The sequence below is a fragment of the Pleomorphovibrio marinus genome (assembly GCF_003347495.1).
GTDB classification, from domain to species: Bacteria; Bacteroidota; Bacteroidia; order Cytophagales; family Cyclobacteriaceae; genus Pleomorphovibrio; species Pleomorphovibrio marinus.
In genome coordinates, this window is the sequence record NZ_QCXY01000013.1 from 76212 (window position 1) to 95185 (window position 18974).

At 41.3% G+C, this 18974-nt stretch carries 25 protein-coding genes; 11 read left to right on the top strand and 14 right to left on the bottom strand.

The features are described from left to right. Positions 1–5 precede the first annotated feature (5 nt). The 14 genes from DB520_RS24045 to DB520_RS26865 form a co-directional block, all read right to left on the bottom strand. The gene (locus DB520_RS24045; protein ID WP_114752338.1) at positions 6–686 is read right to left on the bottom strand and encodes a hypothetical protein; all 681 of its coding nucleotides are present in this window, start codon (positions 684–686) and stop codon (positions 6–8) included. Continuing rightward, positions 667–1077, bottom strand: a complete 411-nt coding sequence (locus DB520_RS24050; RefSeq protein WP_114752339.1) for a hypothetical protein — start codon at positions 1075–1077, stop codon at positions 667–669. Before DB520_RS24050 ends, DB520_RS24045 begins: the two co-directional genes overlap by 20 nt. Beyond that, positions 1061–1393, bottom strand: coding sequence for a hypothetical protein (locus DB520_RS24055; protein WP_114752340.1), 333 nt, complete (start codon positions 1391–1393; stop codon positions 1061–1063). Before DB520_RS24055 ends, DB520_RS24050 begins: the two co-directional genes overlap by 17 nt. An 11-nt stretch (positions 1394–1404) precedes the next feature. Continuing rightward, positions 1405–1587 carry a hypothetical protein gene (locus DB520_RS24060; RefSeq protein WP_114752341.1) on the bottom strand — a complete coding sequence of 61 codons (183 nt, stop codon included), beginning with the start codon at positions 1585–1587 and terminating at the stop codon, positions 1405–1407. Continuing rightward, positions 1571–1822 (bottom strand): hypothetical protein, encoded by a 252-nt coding sequence (locus DB520_RS24065; RefSeq protein WP_114752342.1) that lies wholly within the window; start codon positions 1820–1822, stop codon positions 1571–1573. Before DB520_RS24065 ends, DB520_RS24060 begins: the two co-directional genes overlap by 17 nt. Before the next feature lie 9 nt (positions 1823–1831). After that, the gene (locus DB520_RS24070; RefSeq protein ID WP_114752343.1) at positions 1832–2026 is read right to left on the bottom strand and encodes a putative quorum-sensing-regulated virulence factor; all 195 of its coding nucleotides are present in this window, start codon (positions 2024–2026) and stop codon (positions 1832–1834) included. Further along, positions 2023–2415: a hypothetical protein gene (locus DB520_RS24075; protein WP_114752344.1), complete on the bottom strand. Its 393-nt coding sequence runs from the start codon at positions 2413–2415 to the stop codon at positions 2023–2025. The genes DB520_RS24070 and DB520_RS24075 overlap by 4 nt, the downstream gene beginning before the upstream one ends. A gap of 2 nt (positions 2416–2417) precedes the next feature. Further along, a complete protein-coding gene (locus tag DB520_RS24080) occupies positions 2418–3158 on the bottom strand; it encodes an MBL fold metallo-hydrolase (RefSeq protein WP_114752345.1) in 741 nt (246 codons plus the stop codon). Further along, positions 3155–3778, bottom strand: a complete 624-nt coding sequence (locus tag DB520_RS24085; RefSeq protein ID WP_114752346.1) for a hypothetical protein — start codon at positions 3776–3778, stop codon at positions 3155–3157. The genes DB520_RS24080 and DB520_RS24085 overlap by 4 nt, the downstream gene beginning before the upstream one ends. Positions 3779–3974: 196 nt before the next feature. Further along, a complete protein-coding gene (locus DB520_RS24095; protein WP_198675441.1) occupies positions 3975–4157 on the bottom strand; it encodes a hypothetical protein in 183 nt (60 codons plus the stop codon). A gap of 1 nt (position 4158) precedes the next feature. Continuing rightward, the gene (locus DB520_RS24100) at positions 4159–5040 is read right to left on the bottom strand and encodes a recombinase RecT (RefSeq protein WP_114752349.1); all 882 of its coding nucleotides are present in this window, start codon (positions 5038–5040) and stop codon (positions 4159–4161) included. A gap of 68 nt (positions 5041–5108) precedes the next feature. Further along, a complete protein-coding gene (locus tag DB520_RS24110) occupies positions 5109–7109 on the bottom strand; it encodes an AAA family ATPase (RefSeq protein WP_114752350.1) in 2001 nt (666 codons plus the stop codon). Then, complete coding sequence (locus tag DB520_RS24115) at positions 7096–7374, bottom strand: hypothetical protein (RefSeq protein ID WP_114752351.1); 279 nt, start codon at positions 7372–7374, stop codon at positions 7096–7098. Before DB520_RS24115 ends, DB520_RS24110 begins: the two co-directional genes overlap by 14 nt. Next, entirely contained in the window at positions 7364–7510 is a 147-nt protein-coding gene (locus DB520_RS26865) for a hypothetical protein (RefSeq protein ID WP_157972231.1), read from the bottom strand. Before DB520_RS26865 ends, DB520_RS24115 begins: the two co-directional genes overlap by 11 nt. A 319-nt stretch (positions 7511–7829) precedes the next feature. Between DB520_RS26865 and DB520_RS24125 the strand changes: the two genes are divergently transcribed. The 11 genes from DB520_RS24125 to DB520_RS24175 all read left to right on the top strand — a co-directional run bounded on the left by DB520_RS24125 (position 7830) and on the right by DB520_RS24175 (position 18800). Continuing rightward, positions 7830–8579 carry a helix-turn-helix domain-containing protein gene (locus DB520_RS24125; RefSeq protein WP_114752353.1) on the top strand — a complete coding sequence of 250 codons (750 nt, stop codon included), beginning with the start codon at positions 7830–7832 and terminating at the stop codon, positions 8577–8579. Then, positions 8576–8944, top strand: coding sequence for a hypothetical protein (locus DB520_RS24130; RefSeq protein WP_114752354.1), 369 nt, complete (start codon positions 8576–8578; stop codon positions 8942–8944). Before DB520_RS24125 ends, DB520_RS24130 begins: the two co-directional genes overlap by 4 nt. Positions 8945–9672: 728 nt before the next feature. Then, entirely contained in the window at positions 9673–10569 is an 897-nt protein-coding gene (locus DB520_RS24135; protein WP_114752355.1) for an EboA domain-containing protein, read from the top strand. A gap of 78 nt (positions 10570–10647) precedes the next feature. After that, on the top strand, positions 10648–11556 hold the full coding sequence (locus DB520_RS24140; protein ID WP_114752356.1) for a TatD family hydrolase: 909 nt from the start codon (positions 10648–10650) through the stop codon (positions 11554–11556). 7 nt (positions 11557–11563) lie between these two features. Then, on the top strand, positions 11564–12466 hold the full coding sequence (gene eboC / locus DB520_RS24145; RefSeq protein ID WP_114752357.1) for a UbiA-like protein EboC: 903 nt from the start codon (positions 11564–11566) through the stop codon (positions 12464–12466). Positions 12467–12546: 80 nt separating this feature from the next. Then, on the top strand, positions 12547–13707 hold the full coding sequence (locus DB520_RS24150) for a 3-dehydroquinate synthase (RefSeq protein WP_114752358.1): 1161 nt from the start codon (positions 12547–12549) through the stop codon (positions 13705–13707). Between the two features lie 289 nt (positions 13708–13996). After that, positions 13997–15214, top strand: coding sequence for a metabolite traffic protein EboE (eboE, locus tag DB520_RS24155; RefSeq protein WP_114752359.1), 1218 nt, complete (start codon positions 13997–13999; stop codon positions 15212–15214). Next, positions 15207–16577, top strand: coding sequence for an alkaline phosphatase family protein (locus DB520_RS24160; RefSeq protein WP_114752360.1), 1371 nt, complete (start codon positions 15207–15209; stop codon positions 16575–16577). The genes eboE and DB520_RS24160 overlap by 8 nt, the downstream gene beginning before the upstream one ends. Positions 16578–16909: 332 nt before the next feature. Next, positions 16910–17308, top strand: a complete 399-nt coding sequence (locus tag DB520_RS24165) for a transmembrane 220 family protein (RefSeq protein ID WP_114752361.1) — start codon at positions 16910–16912, stop codon at positions 17306–17308. Then, the gene (locus tag DB520_RS24170) at positions 17301–18299 is read left to right on the top strand and encodes an adenosine kinase (RefSeq protein WP_114752362.1); all 999 of its coding nucleotides are present in this window, start codon (positions 17301–17303) and stop codon (positions 18297–18299) included. Before DB520_RS24165 ends, DB520_RS24170 begins: the two co-directional genes overlap by 8 nt. Positions 18300–18401: 102 nt before the next feature. Beyond that, positions 18402–18800: a hypothetical protein gene (locus DB520_RS24175; protein ID WP_114752363.1), complete on the top strand. Its 399-nt coding sequence runs from the start codon at positions 18402–18404 to the stop codon at positions 18798–18800. Positions 18801–18974 lie beyond the last annotated feature (174 nt).

Here is an 18974-nt window from a genome sequence, read left to right on the forward strand (position 1 = left end):
TTTTTTTAGGGTTCTTGATTCAGGTATTTTTCGAGTTGTTGGGCTAGTAATTCATTGGTTTCCCAGCACCCTATTTTTCTGCATTTATCTTTAGCGGCATCATTCATGATAAAGTGGAAGTGCCCTGAATCAATATTACCTCCTTCTGCTTTAACGGTGGGTTTTTCAGGTAGCTTTGTGGCCCATTTCCCTTGTTGATAAACAGGATGACCATAAAAGTAAAGAGTATCGGTGTCTTTTTGGTATTTCCATTTCGTTGACTGATCAGCTAAGGCACCTCCCTTCATTTCTGAAAAATCAAGGTTTCTAATTTGATCATCATAGATACAATCACCCAGTTTTTCATTGGATTCAGTTATGAGTTGAAGTACGTACTCATGTTCGGTTGAGGGTTTGAACCTCTCTTTGTTTAAGCCATACCACCCATCACCATCCCCATCATTGTTTCTAATATTGTAGTATTTATTGATATTTGAATTATCAATAACTTTATAAATTCGCCCTACAGTAAAACACCCTTCTGAATTAGTATTATCCACACACTCCACAAACTCACACCCATCCCAAGGGTCTTTCTTAGGATTTATAGTGAACAGCTCACTGTGTCCAAGATTAGGGACTCTCTCTAATTCAAACCCTTCCTTATCGCAAAGGGCTTTCAATCGGTCAATGTCTTGTTTTTTCATCTTCTAGTTGTTTGAATGTTTCTTTAGCGAGTTCGATTGCGTCTTCCACTATTGCTCTGTCTGGTAGAGTTGCATGTGTTTTTAGACCTACAATCTCCCTAACATTTCCCAAAACCGCCATTTCAAACTTGGTCATGCTAGAGGCTGGCATGTCTTGGTTTAGTATTTTAGAATAGCTTACACGATTATGAATTACTTCTTCTGGTTCTGTTATTTCTTCCCATTCTTCACTACAAATCAACTCTTTTCTGGTCACCCATGATTCCAGTGGTGGCCCCGTTTGGCCTTCGAATGACCACCTAAAATCACCGTCATAAACTTTTCCCTTAACGGGTGGATTATCCCAAACATAATTATCTGGGTTACCCACAAACTTAAATTTCCTTTCCATCTCCAATTTCTTTAATTATTTCCTCTGATCTTTTTTCAATCTTCAAAAGCGTTTCCTTTGCTTTTTCCCATTTTTCCAAACCTATCAAGGTCAAAAATACCTTACCCTGAACGTCTAACAACGGGTCAAGAGGGCATCCAAAAACATCCCTTGGGATAATACTGCATTGGTTCCCACATGCACAGGTAACCCAATCCCCCGCAATATTAGTGGCTACAACACACTCCCTTTTTGAGACCTCACCCCTAATGGCCCTTTCAAGAAATTCATTCCAATCGAACGGGGTTCCTTTTTCTTGTTCACAATATGTTTGCATTTTGGTTTTGGTTAAAATTCCCTTAAATCCTTCTCATTCACCGGAAACCTGCCAGACTTACCCTCAACTATCAGTGCTGGCCTTGATTCCCTGATTATGATCACAACCTCATTTTTCTTTCCGTATACCACCCTTTTCTTACCCCCGTTGCTGAGAATATCCTTCAATAGCACGGCTTTATTTGATTTTTTCATCGTCTGAAAAGATGGTGCTTATAAGTTTCTGTTTGAAACTGGACCTAGAGTTTACCAAGTCAATATGTCTATTATTGAGGTCCCTTAGGTGCCTTATTAGATTAGTGGTTTCCTCGGGGTCAAACACATAGTTGGCCACCTCTGCCTCTGACGTGATTTCAATATGGATCTTCCCAGCATCATCCATGTGGGTGATTATCCTGTCTCCGTTGTTCGTCTCAAATAATGCCTTCATGGTTCTTGTTTATTTTAGGTTTTCAATTCCGTAATCCTGGATATAGTCTAATACTGATTGCTGTTCTTGACTTATTTTCCGGCCCCTCATTAATTCGAGGGAAATTTCGGCATGGAGCCATTTAAGGTAATGGTCCGGTACATTGGCCATCGGGGTTCCTTTGTGTTTGCCAAATGGCATTGGGTCATTGTCTGTTAGGGTCATGGTTTGATTATTTTTTCTATTTCTCCCACGAAAACAGAGGCCATTGTTCTCATGGATGAAACTCTTGTGCTATCAGCCGAAAAGTCTAAATATTTATCTCTTAAGAGTTTTAATTTTTGTTCTAAATCATTGGGTAAAACTTCATGATTAATAGATTCTTCGATCGACCTTTTCCTTTTTTTGAGAATTATAATATCCTTTTCAAGGTCATTCATATTCTTTTTTAATCTGTCCTGAGTTTCACACAGTTTACGGTATTCTTTAGGGTTCATATATTTTGTAGACCTAGTTCTGTATTTTGTTTTAAGCTCCGATAACTGTTGTGCAAAATCTCTCCTTTTTAGAGCTAATTCTTCTATCGTATTTTTTAATTCATTTATGTTTTCCATACTTAAAACGGGTTAATACTCAATTCAAACTCCCTACCTTTATCCGCGACATAGGTAGGTTTTCCAGTTAATTCTTTGACTTCTTTTATGAAGCGGGATTCATCGGAGTTGCTGTCACTCAAATGGTGAAGTATAATCGTATTCAACTGGCTTAAATCATTTGATTTTAGAAAATCTTTTGCCACCTCAAGTTCTAAATGACTTTCCATAATTCTATTCCTTAGATAGCCATTTAGGGATCCACTTATTAGCCTTTCATTCATGATCGAAATACTATAATTAACTTCCAGTAAAAAATGATTGACTTTTTCAAAGCTGAATGATAAGAATTTTGTGTCCGTTATAAACACAAGCCGCCCCATCTCAGGTTGTTCTATCATAAAGCCAACTGTAGGCAAATCATGATGAACTGGAAAGGCTTTTATTCTGAAAGAACCAAGATTAAAACCTACTTTTTCTTTGAAAAACTTTAGCCTATGGTTTTTAAATTCACTTAACCTATCCTTGTTTTGATCTTCCACATAGACATCTATGCCAGCCCTGCAAAAGTCCTTTGCTCGTCCGAAATGATCCCCGTGTCCGTGAGTTGTAATGGCACCGACAATACCAGTTAAATCAAAATTTAATGCTTTTTTAACCTCTGATATATTGACACCACATTCCAAAACAAGTACCTCCTTTTTGCTTGTCTGAAATAGAAAACAGTTGCCTTTAGATGATGAGCTTATTACTTTTAGTCTCATCTTCTCACGTATTTAGGGATAGTTAATGCATCATAGTCACTCCATCCACTTAGCCTTCTAGCGACTACCATTCTTGCTGATATGTTTAATACCCTACACCATTCAGCTATACATTTTTTTTCACCCATGTAGTCAATCAATACTGCGTACCTTGTATTTTTAGCCTGATCTTTTAAAGGAATCCATGTGCAATTTTCTGGACAATAATCTTTATTAAAATCAATCCTTTCTATAGTAAGATTCGACTTGTACCCTGATTTTTTACTCCATTCATAAAATGGAATAAAATCCATCCATTCATCACAAATAGAGATTCCTCGGGCACCGTAATGCTCATAGGACCTTACTTTTTTATTAAAACATCTAGTTTTAATATTTCTCCAAATCCTATATATTCTGGTTTTACTCATGCAATGAGTTCTAGTCGGTTTAGTAATGTGGGGCCTTAAACAACCGCAGGATTTTACATGACCCGATCTTAATGAGGCCAGATTAACCGTAGTTTTATTTTTGCAATCACAAATACATAAGACAAATCTTCCCTTTCTATTATCATCAACCTCTGATAAAATAGTTAGCTTATTATGTTTTGTTCCCGATATTATATTGATCATTTTCATATCCTTTCCACTTTATAGAATTCAAACTTAGAACAAATTTGAATAGACCAGTTTTGAAGGAATGCAGCGGGTTTCATGTTGTAACTATCCCATTTTGGGTTTTTAAATACAACTGCCTTACCTTCACGGGCGAGCCTATGAATTTCCCGTAGGTCCTTGATAGGCTCGCCCAATTTGAAGTTTTTAGATACCTGGATCATGGTCTTATTATTCTATCAACTTCATATTCAGAAAGCTCAGCAGTTGATTTATAACCCTGATCTTTGGCATATTGAAGCACCTTTCTAACTTCCTCTTTTGTCATTGGAGAACCTTTATGAGTAAAGGCCCTCCATGATTTGTTTATTTGGGCTAAAGCCCCATTTACATCAGCGTGCATATCAAAACGGATCATTACCTTTCCCCTCACCTTCAAAAGCCAATTCCCGCTCTTTCACAGCCTCCTTTTTCGGTTCCTGTTTTACGGGTTCCGGGCCTTTATCAACCCCTTTTTGAGGTTCCTTCACCTCCTCGTAATCATCAAAGGAAAGAGACTGCTTATTGGCCTCTTTTGGGATTTTTGGGGCTTCGGTTTGGGTTGTATCATCCTCTTCAAATAAATCGGTGTCAGCACTTGAATTGACAATTGTCTTTAGCGCCCTGTTAATGACTGTCTTTTTGGCCATCTCCCCTGAAAAATTAGTATGGGCCGGGCTATTGCCTTTTGTTGCGCCTTGTGCCCATGCTTTTTTGATCTCAAGGATTGTCATTTCTTCCAGCTTGGTAGACCCATCATTGAAAACAACCACGGCATAAGCACCACGTATATTGTTGTCATCCCGGTTATCAAAGGGGCTATCATGCCTTACCAATTTTCTAACCCCTGTTTGGTCTATTTCGGTGGTGTATTCATCCCCCTTATAGATCACATTGGCATTCACCTGTTTTACATCACCCACCCTCTTAGCTACTGCAATGGTGCCCTGGTAGCTTCTTTGGAAAGTTAGTTTGTCCCCATAGGCAATGAAGTAACATTGATTCTTGACCGGACTAAGTCCTTGCACAACCATTTTCATCAAGGCATTGGCAATACTCACCTTCGTGCATGATTCAGACACGGGTTTTCCGTTCTTATCAGTTAGTTCGCTGATACTCATCCATGCAGATGAAAGGGCGTTTTGGGGTGAATAATTAGCAGGGAACTTGATTTCCCCGCTTTCCTGCAAGGATGTAACCCTGTTGGTTACATCCTGAATGAATTCTTTTGATTTTTGTACTTGCATTTTCGTGTAGTTTTATTTTGACAATGTATGTATTAATACTTGAACTTTCAAGTAAAAGGGGTAAAAAATTAAGCTTCTACCTTTTCCTGTATTTGAACAGTCAATTTCTTGTGTGCCTTACTGGCAATTAAGTTGATTACCTGATTTTCAGTCTCGGGAATATCAAATACTGATTCCCTGTTGTCCAAGATCATTGGAGCGGTCACCTCATAATACTTGCAGAAAGCGTTGATTATATCAATTCCTGCCTTTAGTTTACCTCCGGTGTTCAAGGTTGACCATGGCACATCATCCAGCATGGTTTCACAGGTTTCCTCGGTTCCTCCGTTAATCAGGATGTTGAACATCTTGAATCTGACAAACTGAAACCTTGAATTGATACTTTCCTCTATCATCGTCATTTTAGTGTTAATGAATTCACTAATTAAGTATTCAATACCTTCCAATTCACTTACTTTGTTGGCTAGGGTTCTTTCCTCTTTCTCGAGTTCAGATATCCTTTCCTTTAATCGATCAATTACGGGCCGGTCTGCAAGCTGTTCTTTGAGTTCATCAATTTCAGCTTGCACCTCTAATTTTTTGGCTTTCAGGGGTTCAACATCAATCTCAGGCTTATCCTCTGTTTTTACAGCTTCTAGCTCCTCAATTTGCTTTTTAACGTTCTTGTATTCAACTGTCAAGAACTCTTCAAATTGGTACTCCTTTTGGTCCCTGCCTTCCTCTTTTTCGATGGCCTTCTCAATCTTAGCGTATTCCTGACTTAACTCCTGAATAGAGGTGTTAAAGTTGATTGCCTGATCATTCAGGTTGGTAATAAAGGATTCTTTGTTTTTGATGGCATTTGCAATACGGGTGCCCTCGGTTTTGATGTCAGACAATTTAGAGAGCTTTTCATTGTTGAAGTTGGCTTTCATCTCTGAAACCTTTTGCTCCAAGTCCTCACCTTCAAAATCCCTTTTACAGGTAGGGCAGGCAACGCCACCATCCATACTGAATTCATTCCCGTTGATGGTATGGTATTTTTCAAGAAGTTCAGCCCTTTTGGATTTCAGTCCTTCAATATCTGATTTCAGGAGCTTGATTTCCTTTCCGGTTTCGGATTCCCGGTCGGTGAGGGATTTTAATTGGTTGCCAATATCCGTTCTCCTTATCCTTAGGTCCCTCAGTTCCTTTCCTTGGTCCCGGTTCTTATTTTCGGCCTCCTGTTCAGCATCCCATTTCAGGTTTTGAAGCTTGGTTTTAAGCTTGTTGATCTGGAATTGCCTTTGTTGCTCTTTTTCAAAGTAGGCTTCCAGGGCTTTTGATTTGTCCTGAATCTGATCATCCAGTTTGGTAAGTTCCTTTTTTGATTCTTCAATTCCCTTTTCGATGGATGCCCAATTCAAAGCCTCAGGCATGTTGTGATTGGCTTCTTTTATCTTTACCGGAATATCTTTCAATTCTTCAGCTGTCTTTTTCCTTTGGGAAGAAATCTGATATTTGTAATCTTCAAGGGACTTGTGTTTCAATTGTTCTAAGAGGGGTAAGAATTCTTCCCTTCCTTTGGCCACATCCTCATTGGATATTTCCCCGGCCATGTCAATTAACATCTTCCGGCGGTCCTTCCAGTTCAGGGAATTGAAGTAGTGGGGATTGGTTACCAACTTGAAAATAGATTCTTCTAGGATATCATTCACCCGCTGGGCGAAGTCTTTCAACGGGACCGGTACCTCATCAAAAAATAGATCCGTTTGGTGCCCGGTGAACTCCTGATCATTGGAACCTCTTCTTTTGGTCCATTTTTCAGCGTACACACGCTTGATTGGTATGTGCCTACCATCCACATCCAGAACAACCTCAACGGTGTGATCCTGCCTGTTTTTGGAGGTGTCAACTGTGTTTTTGATCTCATGGTCCTTACGCTCCTGTTGGTCCTTTCCCCATAGGACCCAAAATATAGCATCTGCAATGGAAGATTTGCCAAGGCCATTATAGGCAAGGATATCATTCTCTTGTCCAAATTCGCTTTCAAAGTGATTGATTCCTTTGAAATTGGTGATTTTGATTGATTTGATTTTAATCGTTTTCATAAGACTGTAGTTTGATTAATTCGTTTTCAATGATTTCCAAAAAGTATTGATTTGTTTCAAGGTCGCTCTCAAGCCCCTTGATTGTTGATTGGTAAAATTCCTCGTAAATCCTGTAGAATGCTATTTGGTTCTTGATCCCCTTGATTTGGCAGTTAAGGAACTCCAAGGCTTCTAAGCATTCATTTACTTCCACATCCCTTTCCATTTTGGATGCTGCCACTAGGGCAATGATGCTATATGTTTTTTGGGCTAACTTATTTTTCATGGTCTTTTGGGTTTGACTTCCTGTAATAGGAAAGTATTTTTTCTTTCATGGCCTCGATGGCCATCCTGTTTTTATAAAGCTTTACCCTTTCCTTGGGCCGCTCGTTTTCCCGATATTTCGAGTAGGTTACTCTCATTGTAGCCTAGTTACTTCAAGAAAATCACCCTTTTTTTTAGTGGTGAATTTCTTTCCTTCCCTGATCGCAACCCTTTGAATTGCTGCTCTAACACTGTTTTTTTGGCCCAAATCAAATAAAATCACCTCCCCTTTAATGCAGTCATTCAGGTGATCCGATAAAGTTTTATGCTTTATTTGTTTGATTATCTGCATTTTTCTGTATTTATTTGTATTGTGTAATGCACTACATAACAAAAGTAAAGTATTATACTTTCCTAATCAAGTAAATTACTTGATTTTTTACGTAATCCCTTAAATTAATTTTTATCTTATTGAAAATGAATGATATAGAATTCATCCAGACCAAAATGAAACAGTTAGGTGTTTCTGCCTACCGGGTATCCCAAGACACAGGGATCACAGAAGGCGCTATTTCAAAAATCCTAAATGGAAAAGTTAAGCAACCTAATAAGGCTACAATGAAAGTGCTTAAGGATTACTTTCTAAATTACCAAGGAAATAAGGAAACAATGTCTTATGAAACCAATTTTAGGCAGTCTGATTTTATTCTACATGACCGTCAACCTCAATACAGGGAAAAGGTAGGGGAGAATGAGTTTATTACGGTTGGGCCCTCTACTCTTATGGTCGTGCCCATGGTAGAGGATTATGCGGAGGCGGGTTTCCTGCAAGGATATAAGGATCCTGAATTCATAGCCGACCTTCCAAGGCATAGCACGGTGGTTGACAAATACCACAAAGGAAAGTATTTTGCTTTCAGAGTAAAGAATCAAAACATGGAGGATGGTAGTGATAACTCAATTCCAGAGGGATCGATAGTCACTGGCAGGGAAATTCAAAAAGAGTTTTGGAATTCAAGATTTCACATTCACAAACACAAAGACTATATCATCGTTCATAAAGAGGGTATCATAATCAATCGCATAAAAGAGCATGACATTGAAAAAGGGGTAATTACCCTTGAATCCCTGAACCCGAACAAAGAACTATTCCCAGATTTCAATATCATGCTTGATGATTGCAATATGATGTTCAACGTTATTAACATTTCAATTTCAAGGAGATGAAACTAATAACCCTGGCTATATGCATACTTTCCCTTTCGTCCTGCATGAACGGTGATGATGGCACTTATTCTAATCCTTATGTGATCCATCTCGATTGGCTCAGGGTTCATGAGGATACCTATACCGGTGAAGAGTTCAGAATATTTGCAAGGCTAAGGAATATCCCCCACACTTCAAGATGGTGGCTTTCAATGTATGTTGACGGTGAAAAGATTCATGAACTCAGGTTACAGGATTCTGTGGAAGGGGATGATGGTTACCTGTTTCGGCATGTGTTTGATCATCCTGGAGAATACCACATTGAAATATGTTTAAGGGGTAGGGATGATCAATTTTGCAGAGAAATTGATATTGAAATCCTATGAGAGTCAAAATTTTTAAAGCAACAATCATCATTGACCCGATCAAAGAGCTCACAAAAAAACTGATTAAAGCCACTGAAGGTAAAATTGAGGTGCCTAAATCAAAAAACGACAACTGACAATTCACTGACAAAACAGTCAACAATGACAAACAAAAAGGCCGATTCAGAGCAGTTTAAAGGTATTAAAGAGGATAAAGCGGGTTCAAGTCCCGCTCCTGGTACATTGACTTCAATTAACTGCAAAACTCAGGTCTAAAGGACTTGTACAGCAATATTCCCGGTGGCTACCGGGGTTGCATCCCAGGGCAGACCTACTATGAATCCTACCAACCCCGGAGGCCATAGAGTTTGGGTTTATTAGGAGAAATTATAACGTTCGTTCAATTTCCATTTACTTTTCTACCAATACTCGGTTGAATTCCTCCAAAAAGTATTTCTTATTGTGATTTTCTTTTTTTGCCTTTGACAGAAGAAGTAATTTTGTCTTTATCTCCGTCCTGACATGTAAATGTTCCGTACTCCTTACCCCATGAGTTCCAGTAAGGGAATTTTTCGTGATCCTTCATGCATATGCTATTTGCAACTTTTATGTCTTGGATGAATTCGGATAAAGACAAACACCTGCTTAAGGAGTCAATCGTTTTTCCCACCCATCAAAAACAGACCCCTTTTAACTAATTACCATCAAATAATGCTAAATTTGAAAACGGAAAAAACAATTCTGCTTACATGGAAAATAGGGATGAAAATTCACTGATACCCCAATTTTTACTAGAAGTGCTTCAAAAACTGGCTGATGTCTCTTCGCTGGATTGGCTAGCTGCGCGAGCAAAAAAAATCGCCGTGGAAGAAAAAAAGACTACCTTGTTCCTTTCCTTTAGCCAGGCCTCGCGTTTTTTTACTAAGGATGGATTAAGCCTTGAGGATTCGCAATTAAAAAGGGCAAAAGCGCTCAAGGCAGATTGGAGACCGGAAACCTGGAACCAGCTTAACGCCGCCAGAGCCTACCTGGTCCTGCATCTCCCTCACGCAGACTCCACCAAATGGCTGAAAACCCTGGACCAACTCTTTGAGACAGGGGATATGAATGAATTGGAGAGCCTATATAAAACCCTCTGCCTGTATCCCCATCAGGAATTACTGGCTCCTAGGGCAGCCGAGGGATTGAGGTCCAATATGACCATCGTATTTGATGCTGTGGCCCTTAACAACCCCTATCCTGCGGCCCATCTTAATGAAACCGCTTGGAACCAATTGGTGTTGAAAGCCATTTTCTTACAAAGACCCCTTTATCAAATAATTGGTCTTGATGAACGGGCAAACGCCCATTTGGCGGATACGCTGTTAGATGCAGCCAATGAGAGGTGGTCGGCACACAGAAGTGTGATGCCGGAATTATGGAGGCTGGTGGGACCCTTTATCCATGATGAAAACATACAGATGATTAAGAAGTTACTTAGCCAGGACAACCCATTGGAAGTACAAGCGGGTGTTTTGGCCTGTTTGTCCAGTAGCCACCCTGAGGCCCAACAGCTTGTAAATGAACATGTTTCTATCAAGGAAGAAATAGATAGAGGAAATGTTTCATGGGAGAGTATAGGGAGGCAATATGTTCCTTTTCAATAATGGGGAAGGCCTTTTGTTATTAAACAGGACTTTTCCTTTAGTTAGTAAAACTAGAATTATCACAAAAAATTAAATGCCATGTATATTGATCCACATATCCATATGACATCTAGGACCACAGATGATTATGAAGCCATGAAAAAGGCAGGCATCGTGGCCATTATTGAACCAGCCTTTTGGTTGGGGCAGCCAAGGACCCAAGTAGGCAGTTTTCAGGATTATTTCAGCAGCCTGGTGGGCTGGGAAAGGTTCCGCGCCAAGCAATTTGGTATCGTCCATTACTGTACCATAGGATTAAACAGCAAGGAGGCCAATAATGTGGCCCTTTCGGAGCAAGTCATGGATTTGCTACCGCTTTATGTAGGAAAAGAGGGCGTAGTAGCGATAGGAGAAATAGGCTATGATGATCAAACAGAAGCGGAAGACCGTTTTTTCCGAGCACAGTTGGAACTTGCCAAGGAAGTGAACCTGCCCGTGATGATACATACCCCTCACAGGGACAAAAAGAAAGGGACTTCCAAAAGTATGGATGTCAGCCTGGAGCATGGACTTGAACCCCACCAAGTGGTGATTGACCATAATAACGAGGAGACCGTGAAAGAAGTCTTGGACAGGGGCTTTTGGGCGGCCTTCACCATTTATCCCCATTCCAAAATGGGAAGCGAAAGAATGGTAGAAGTGGTGAAAAAATATGGTCCTGAGCGGATAATAGTTGACAGTTCTGCTGATTGGGGAGTAAGTGATCCTCTATCAGTGCCCAAGACCGCCAATTTAATGAGAGAAAGAGGGGTTCCGGAGGAGCATATCCACCTTACTTGTTATCAAAATGCCCTAACTGTGTATGGTCAAAGTGGCCAATTTAAGGAGGAAGACTGGCTAAACAGGTCCGCCATAGACCAGACTGAATTAAGCGACGGAAATTCGGTGCTTAGGGGAGGCCAAACCCCGGTGGTGGAAGATAAATCCTCCAATATCGTGAAGAATTGATAGCTGAATGACAAAAGTTCGGGCATTTTTAAAACTTGCAAGGCCAGCCAATGTGGTCACTGCGGTAGCAGACATTTGGGCTGGTTTTGCCATTGTAGGGGGTGTGTCACTACTTTTTGGTGATAAACCGGAGGAATATTGGGAGGCATTAATTTGGCTCACCTTTTCTACCTTAGGCTTGTACGGGGGCGGAGTGGCTTTTAACGATATTTTTGATGCCAACCTGGATGCCAAGGAAAGGCCGGAAAGGCCTATACCCAGTGGTCAGGTTAAGATATTCTGGGCAGTGGTTTTTGCCAGTTTTTTATTGATAGGAGGGATTGTCTGTGCGGCACAGGTTTCTATTTGGAGTGGGCAATTGGCAGTTTTCATTACTGTTTTCGCTCTGGTATATGATGCTTGGGGAAAACATCAGCCCATATTTGGACCTATTAACATGGGGGCGTGTAGAAGTGGCAACCTGCTTTTGGGAATGACGGCATATTACTATGCCATTGGTCAATTTTGGTATGTTTCTTTGATTCCTTTGGCGTATATTGCCGCCATTACCATGATCAGCAGGGGCGAGGTTCATGGAAAAAACAAGAGTGCCTTATTGGGGGGGTTAGTCCTTTACCTGAGCATAACGGTGGCAGTGATAGGATTGGCCCTCTTTCACAGGGGTATGATGGCATGGGAAGTGCTTCCGTTTCTGGTATTATTTTGTGTGATGGTTTATCCACCACTTTTTAAGGCCATAAAGTTGCAACAACCTGCATTGATAGGAAAAGCGGTAAAAGCTGGAGTGATTGCACTCATTGTGTTAAATGCCACCTTGGCCAGTGCATTTGCGGGTATTTTGCCTGGTATAGCCATTATTGCCCTCCTGCCAATTTCTCTTTGGTTGGCCAAGATTTTTGCTGTAACTTAAACCCCCAAAATTCAGTTGATTATAGTACATGTGCGGAGTTGAAATAAAGTGCTCCATTTTTAAAAGGGAGAGAATAAATCATGAATAAACGAAAAGATAAAATCATAGAGCAGGCCTTTAAGGTCCCTTTTTATTATCAGGTTTGCTTTACAGAAAGAATATTTGATCTGGAGAATCCTCTTTTGGCCAATTTGCTGAAGGGGGATAAAAAGCCAAAGGTTTTTTTTGTGATCGATGAAGGAGTACATCGTGCACATCCTTATCTCATTAGTGCCATAGAGGCGTATTCTAAATCCTTCGAAGATACTTTTATTCTTTGTGCCCAACCTTTGATCGTACCCGGAGGTGAAAGGGTGAAAAACGAGAAAAAGCACTTGGATCAGGTATTAGATGCCACCCACGAGTTTGGCATTGACAGGCATTCCTATATTATTGGCATAGGAGGGGGTGCCGTTTTGGACATGGTAGGCTTTGCCGCAGCAATTGCCCACAGGGGTATTCGGCACATTCGGATTCCCACCACGGTTCTGTCCCAAAACGATTCTGGGATAGGGGTCAAAAACGGTATCAACGCTTATGGCAAAAAAAACTACTTAGGCGCCTTTACGCCTCCGGTGGCCGTAATCAACGATTTCAAATTTCTACAAACATTAGAGGACAAAGATTGGAGATCCGGAATTTCCGAAGCCATCAAAGTGGCACTTATCAAGGACGCTTCTTTTTTTATTTGGCTAGAATCCCATGCCTTTGAGCTTTTGGACAGGCAAAACCCCGCCATGGAGGAACTTATCACCCGCTGTGCAGAAATGCACCTTGACCATATCGCAGGTAAGGACCCCTTTGAAATGGGATCATCCAGGCCTTTGGATTTTGGTCACTGGGCAGCGCATAAGCTAGAGCAACTTACCAACTACCAAATCAGACACGGGGAGGCCGTAGCAGTAGGTATTGCATTGGACACCACTTATTCGCATCTTAAGGGTATGCTGACAGAGATAGAGCTGAGCAGAATTATTCAATTGATCAAAAACTTGGGGTTTGAACTGTTTGTCCCTGAGCTTTCTGGGACATCTATCCTTCAGGGGTTGGAAGAATTTAGGGAACACCTAGGGGGTGAATTGACCATTATGCTACTGAATGCTATAGGAAGCGGTGTTGAAGTGCATGAAATGGACAAGAACCTGATTGTGGACGCGATAGAACTACTCAAGCAATACCAATATCAGGATTTAAAGGCCTAGGGGATCCACTTTTTTGAAAGGTGCTATTATGAAATCGAGCCTGTCCTGACGGCAGTCAGGGCATGACGAGCACCTCACACACCGGGATGATTATCGTTTAGAGATTCTCCCGAAATAAATTCCCCGAAACGAGTTCGGGGCAGGCTATGTGACCTTAAAAAGACAAATATAAACACATGAAATCGAGCATGACGAGCACGTCACACACTGGGATGATTATAGACTGCGAGATTCCCCCGAAGCGAGTCCGGGGCAGGCTATCTGACCGCTGAAAAGAAATTATAAACATATGAAAATAAAAAATCAGCACCTCACCTATTGTACCAATATCCATCCGGGGGAAAGTTGGACGGACACTTTTGATAATCTAAAAAAGTATCTTCCCGGCATTCGGGAGAAAGTAGGGGTTGAAGGGCCATTTGCCATAGGGCTTAGGTTATCTAATGAAGCTAGTTTGGAATTGGAAAAGGAGAACCACCTGAACGCATTCTCAAACTGGCTTCAAGAAAACGATTTTTATGTGTTCACCTTTAATGGGTTTCCCTATGGTGGGTTTCATAGGCAGGTAGTAAAAGATGAAGTACACCAACCCGATTGGACCACTTCAGAGCGAAGGGACTATACCAATCGGCTGTTTACCCTCATGAGCCAATTGCTTCCCTTGGGGATGGATGGGGGCATCAGCACTTCCCCGCTTTCCTATAGGCATTGGCACCAAGGGGAGGAAGCATTAAAGGCAGTTTGGGAAAAAAGCACCTCCCATCTCATTGAGGTTGTGGCTCACTTGCACCAATTACATCAGCAGACTGGTAAACTCCTGCACCTGGACATTGAGCCAGAGCCGGATGGCATGATTGAGAACGCCGATGAAACGATATACTTCTTCAAGGAGTGGCTGCTAAAAAATGGGGCTGAACAACTTCAATCTGAGCTTGGGGGAAGTGTGGAAGAAGCCAAAACCCTCATTAAATCGCATATAAGGATATGCTACGATGTATGCCATTTTGCAGTGGTATACAGTGATCATTCCGCCGTGCTTAGGAGATTTAAGGAGGAGGGTATCGGTATAGGCAAATTCCAATTAAGTGCAGCACTTAAAGTGTCCCTTCTGAAAGGTGCAAAAGAAAAAGGGCAAGTGAAAAATGCCTTACTGCCATTTGCTGAGTCAACTTATCTGCATCAAGTGGTGGCAAAGTCCATTGAGGGCGAATTTTCTTCTTACAAGGACTTGCCTGAAGCCCTTCATCAACTCGATACGACTAAGGATCAAGAATGGCGCATTCATTTTCATGTTCCCATATTTCTTTCCGAATACGGCAATCTTCAATCCACTCAGGAAGACATTTTACAGGTTTTATCCTTGAATCTTAAGGAAGACTATACCCCTCATCTTGAAGTGGAAACCTATACCTGGGAAGTTTTGCCAGAAGATATCCATTTAAGCTTATCAGAATCCATAGCTAGGGAATTGCAATGGGTGTTAACCTCCATTTCTTCATATGAATAAAACAGTAGTCATAGATATTGTGGCCCTGTCCGGCAGGGTGCTAGGGGAGCATACTCCTTTTCTTAGAGAATGGACAGGGAGAAAGCAACAAGCAGTGATAGAGCCGGTATTGCCAGCAGTTACCTGTTCTGCCCAGTCGGTTTACTTAACCGGGAAATGGCCCAAGGACAATGGAATAGTGGGTAACGGCTGGTACTTTAGGGAGGAGTCTGAAGTGAAACTTTGGAGGCAATCCAACAGGCTGGTTCATTCCGAGAAAATCTGGGATGAGCTGAAGGCCCAAAATCCCGCATTTACCTGTGCCAATATGTTTTGGTGGTACAATATGTATTCTACGGTAGATTTCGCCGTTACTCCCAGACCCTTATACCCTGCCAACGGTCTCAAGCTCCCTGATGTACATTCTCAGCCCATGGATTTGAGGGACAGGTTACAAAAGGAGCTGGGTCAGTTTCCGCTTTTTTCGTTTTGGGGCCCTAATGCCAATATTGCGTCTTCCAAATGGATCGCTGAGGCCTCAATGCTGGTGGATCAGTGGCACGATCCCACCCTAACCTTTATCTATTTACCCCACCTGGATTACGGACTTCAAAAACATGGAATTGCTTTTGAGAAAATAGGTAAGGATTTGACCGAAATTGATTCCCTATGCCAGCGATTGGTGGAATATTATGAACAAAAGGGAGCGAAAGTCCTACTGCTTTCAGAATATGGGATCACTTCAGTAAACAGGCCGGTGCATATTAATCGTGTTTTGCGCAATGCAGGGTATATACAAGTGAAAAACGAATTGGGACTGGAAACTCTTGATGAGGGAACATGTAGGGCTTTTGCTGTGGCAGACCATCAGGTAGCCCATGTTTATATACAGCATCCCGAAAGCATTACAGAAGTAAGGAGGTTATTGGAGAATACACCTGGGGTCGCCCGGGTATTGGATGAGGAGGGTAAAAAGCGCTATCATTTGGATCACGAGCGGTCGGGAGAGCTGGTTGTGATGGCCGAACCGGACAGTTGGTTCAGCTATTATTTTTGGTTAGATGACAAAAAGGCACCTGATTACGCCCGTACGGTAGATATACATAGAAAACCAGGCTATGATCCTGTAGAAATGTTTGCTGACCCCAACATAAAATGGTTAAAGGGTAAAATTGGGCTGAAGCTACTCAAGAAGAAATTAGGTTTTAGGTATTTGATGGATGTAATACCCCTTGATGCCTCTTTAGTGAAGGGATCACATGGGATAGTACCTACCAATGAGTTGGATTGGCCGGTGCTTATTGGCGATAAAGAGATACTCACCCAGACCCGATACAGTCCCACATCAGTATATGACCTCATCAAAAAACAGTTGGGTTTGTAGCAATGCACCGCTTATTAGGGCCTGCGTTTAGGATTCCCATCAATTTTCACTTATTTTGATAAAAATTATATCCATGAAATCGAGCATGAGGAGAACCTCACACGGAGTATTAAAAATTGGCATTTACAGAAAGGAAATGACATTTAGTTTCTCGCAACGGGCGCAACGAATTCGCAACGCTCGCAGCGAAGTAGCTTTAAAAGTTTGTATTTAATCAATAAATTATTTGATTTAAAGTAATATGTCAATGGTAGGGATGATTATCAAAGCGAGATTCCCCCGAAACGAGTTCGGGGCAGGCTATATGACCGCTGAAAAAAAATTATAAACAGATGAAAAAAGGATGGAAAATATTCTTTGGTATTTGGGCTGTATTGTTTCTTCTGTTTGCCTATTGGCAGCTTAATGATCCTGACCCGGAATGGTGGGTGCCTGCCTATCTGGTGGGAACCATAATCTCGGCTTTTGCTGCATTTGAAATTTTTCCCTACAAACTGTTAGTGGTACTGGTAATCCTTTATGTCTCCACTGCCCTTTTTTTCTGGCCCACAGATATTAGTGGGTGGCTATTTCAAGAAGTGGAGCAGAAGGACCTCAGCATGAAAACCGAGCAAATGGAGATAAACAGGGAGTTTTTTGGCCTTATGTTGTTAGCATTTATAACCTTTCTTGCCTTCTGGCAAGGGAGGAAATTAAAATTAAAAGAAAAACACCTTTCAGAAAATGAATAAAAAATACGATGTTGCCGCAGTGGGCAATGCATTAGTGGACATTGAATTCACTGTTTCGGATGAATTTTTGAAAAATTATCAAATTGAAAAAGGCCTGATGACTTTGGTAGATGAGGAAAGGCAAACCCTTTTGATGCAGAAAATCAACACTAAAACCACAAAAATGCAATGTGGGGGGTCTGCCGCCAATACCATCATTGCCCTTAGCCAATTTGGGGGAACAGGTTATTATTGTTGTAAGGTGGCAGATGATGAGCTGGGCAGGTTCTTTGTCGAGGACTTGTCGGATGCTGGTGTGGACAACAGCCTAACCGGAAACTCACTTGAAAAAGGGATCACCGGCAAATGCCTGGTGATGGTAACTGAAGATGCCGAAAGGACGATGAACACCTTTTTGGGGATCACGCAAAACTTTTCCACTAAGGATCTAAACGAATTTGCCATAAAAGATGCAAAATATTTGTATTTGGAAGGCTATCTGGTGACCTCCGAAAATGGTAAAGAAGCTATGCTACAGGCCAAACGGATTGCTGAACAAGCGGGGACCAAGGTTTCCCTCACTTTTTCTGATCCTTCAATGGTTAAATATTTCAAAGCTGCCTTTGACGATATCATCGGTCCCAGTGTGGACTTGTTGTTTTCCAATGAGGAGGAGGCGAAGCTTTTTACAGGTAAGGACAATCTTTTGGAGGCTCGGGAAGAGTTAAAAAAAGCCGCAAATCATTTTGTGATTACCCAGGGAAAAAATGGCGCAATGATCTACGACGGGGATACTTTCATTGACATTGAGCCCTACCCAATCAAGGCTATAGACAGTAACGGTGCAGGAGACATGTTTGCAGGAGCCTTTCTGTATGGGATCACGAATGGGCATTCCTATGCGTCAAGTGGAAAATTGGCAAGCATGGCGTCTTCCAAAATTGTAGGCCAGTTTGGCCCTAGGTTAGAGTGGCATGATGCAAAGAAAATTCTGAACAGGCTACATCCCTAGTGATTTATAGGTAAAATAGTGGTTTAGCCAATAGCTAAGTTGGTGAAGTTCTTTTTTTTAGGTAATTTGAAATGTGAATTAATTAAACCTAAATAATTATCTATGAAAACTTTACAGAAAACTTCATTTGCAGTAAGGCTAGGAGGTATTTTCCTTGGACTAGTCTGTTTGGTATTTCTTCCATCCAATATCCCAATGGATAAGGACGGTGAAGAAGTAGAGGTGTCCGGAGAGGTGCTGGACTTGTCCTGCTATATGGCCAGCGGCGCCAAGGGAGAAGGCCACAAAGAGTGTGCAGCCAGTTGCATCAATAATGGGATGCCGATTGGGTTATTGGGTGCCGATGGAAAAGTTTATTTGCTTATAGAGGACCACAAAAACAAGGAGCCATACCAACAACTAAAAAAACATGCTGCGGAGCAGGTTGCTGTGTCGGGTAAGTTCTTTGAAAGAGAAGGAATGCCTGCTATAGTTATTGGTAAGGTTCAAGCGAAAAGTTAGTCATTCAATCAGCACAGTCCACATCCAGGTGATGGACTGTGCTATTTTCTATCCTGAAAAGTTAAATTGGAATTTTGCATTATGGAATAATTATTGATAGGAGCTAATAAATAACAGCCTAAATTTGCCAGAAAGAGCATTATTTTAGGTATAAGATTCGTTTTTTTACATTTT

What these genes read in the sequence shown, in the direction of transcription:
- DB520_RS24045 (WP_114752338.1), bottom strand. Translation starts at nt 686, where the DNA reads ATGAAAAAACAAGACATTGACCGATTGAAAGCCCTTTGCGATAAGGAA.
- DB520_RS24050 (WP_114752339.1), bottom strand. Translation starts at nt 1,077, where the DNA reads ATGGAAAGGAAATTTAAGTTTGTGGGTAACCCAGATAATTATGTTTGG.
- DB520_RS24055 (WP_114752340.1), bottom strand. Translation starts at nt 1,393, where the DNA reads ATGCAAACATATTGTGAACAAGAAAAAGGAACCCCGTTCGATTGGAAT.
- DB520_RS24060 (WP_114752341.1), bottom strand. Translation starts at nt 1,587, where the DNA reads ATGAAAAAATCAAATAAAGCCGTGCTATTGAAGGATATTCTCAGCAAC.
- DB520_RS24065 (WP_114752342.1), bottom strand. Translation starts at nt 1,822, where the DNA reads ATGAAGGCATTATTTGAGACGAACAACGGAGACAGGATAATCACCCAC.
- DB520_RS24070 (WP_114752343.1), bottom strand. Translation starts at nt 2,026, where the DNA reads ATGACCCTAACAGACAATGACCCAATGCCATTTGGCAAACACAAAGGA.
- DB520_RS24075 (WP_114752344.1), bottom strand. Translation starts at nt 2,415, where the DNA reads ATGGAAAACATAAATGAATTAAAAAATACGATAGAAGAATTAGCTCTA.
- DB520_RS24080 (WP_114752345.1), bottom strand. Translation starts at nt 3,158, where the DNA reads ATGAGACTAAAAGTAATAAGCTCATCATCTAAAGGCAACTGTTTTCTA.
- DB520_RS24085 (WP_114752346.1), bottom strand. Translation starts at nt 3,778, where the DNA reads ATGAAAATGATCAATATAATATCGGGAACAAAACATAATAAGCTAACT.
- DB520_RS24095 (WP_198675441.1), bottom strand. Translation starts at nt 4,157, where the DNA reads ATGCACGCTGATGTAAATGGGGCTTTAGCCCAAATAAACAAATCATGG.
- DB520_RS24100 (WP_114752349.1), bottom strand. Translation starts at nt 5,040, where the DNA reads ATGCAAGTACAAAAATCAAAAGAATTCATTCAGGATGTAACCAACAGG.
- DB520_RS24110 (WP_114752350.1), bottom strand. Translation starts at nt 7,109, where the DNA reads ATGAAAACGATTAAAATCAAATCAATCAAAATCACCAATTTCAAAGGA.
- DB520_RS24115 (WP_114752351.1), bottom strand. Translation starts at nt 7,374, where the DNA reads ATGAAAAATAAGTTAGCCCAAAAAACATATAGCATCATTGCCCTAGTG.
- DB520_RS26865 (WP_157972231.1), bottom strand. Translation starts at nt 7,510, where the DNA reads ATGAGAGTAACCTACTCGAAATATCGGGAAAACGAGCGGCCCAAGGAA.
- DB520_RS24125 (WP_114752353.1), top strand. Translation starts at nt 7,830, where the DNA reads ATGAATGATATAGAATTCATCCAGACCAAAATGAAACAGTTAGGTGTT.
- DB520_RS24130 (WP_114752354.1), top strand. Translation starts at nt 8,576, where the DNA reads ATGAAACTAATAACCCTGGCTATATGCATACTTTCCCTTTCGTCCTGC.
- DB520_RS24135 (WP_114752355.1), top strand. Translation starts at nt 9,673, where the DNA reads ATGGAAAATAGGGATGAAAATTCACTGATACCCCAATTTTTACTAGAA.
- DB520_RS24140 (WP_114752356.1), top strand. Translation starts at nt 10,648, where the DNA reads ATGTATATTGATCCACATATCCATATGACATCTAGGACCACAGATGAT.
- eboC (WP_114752357.1), top strand. Translation starts at nt 11,564, where the DNA reads ATGACAAAAGTTCGGGCATTTTTAAAACTTGCAAGGCCAGCCAATGTG.
- DB520_RS24150 (WP_114752358.1), top strand. Translation starts at nt 12,547, where the DNA reads ATGAATAAACGAAAAGATAAAATCATAGAGCAGGCCTTTAAGGTCCCT.
- eboE (WP_114752359.1), top strand. Translation starts at nt 13,997, where the DNA reads ATGAAAATAAAAAATCAGCACCTCACCTATTGTACCAATATCCATCCG.
- DB520_RS24160 (WP_114752360.1), top strand. Translation starts at nt 15,207, where the DNA reads ATGAATAAAACAGTAGTCATAGATATTGTGGCCCTGTCCGGCAGGGTG.
- DB520_RS24165 (WP_114752361.1), top strand. Translation starts at nt 16,910, where the DNA reads ATGAAAAAAGGATGGAAAATATTCTTTGGTATTTGGGCTGTATTGTTT.
- DB520_RS24170 (WP_114752362.1), top strand. Translation starts at nt 17,301, where the DNA reads ATGAATAAAAAATACGATGTTGCCGCAGTGGGCAATGCATTAGTGGAC.
- DB520_RS24175 (WP_114752363.1), top strand. Translation starts at nt 18,402, where the DNA reads ATGAAAACTTTACAGAAAACTTCATTTGCAGTAAGGCTAGGAGGTATT.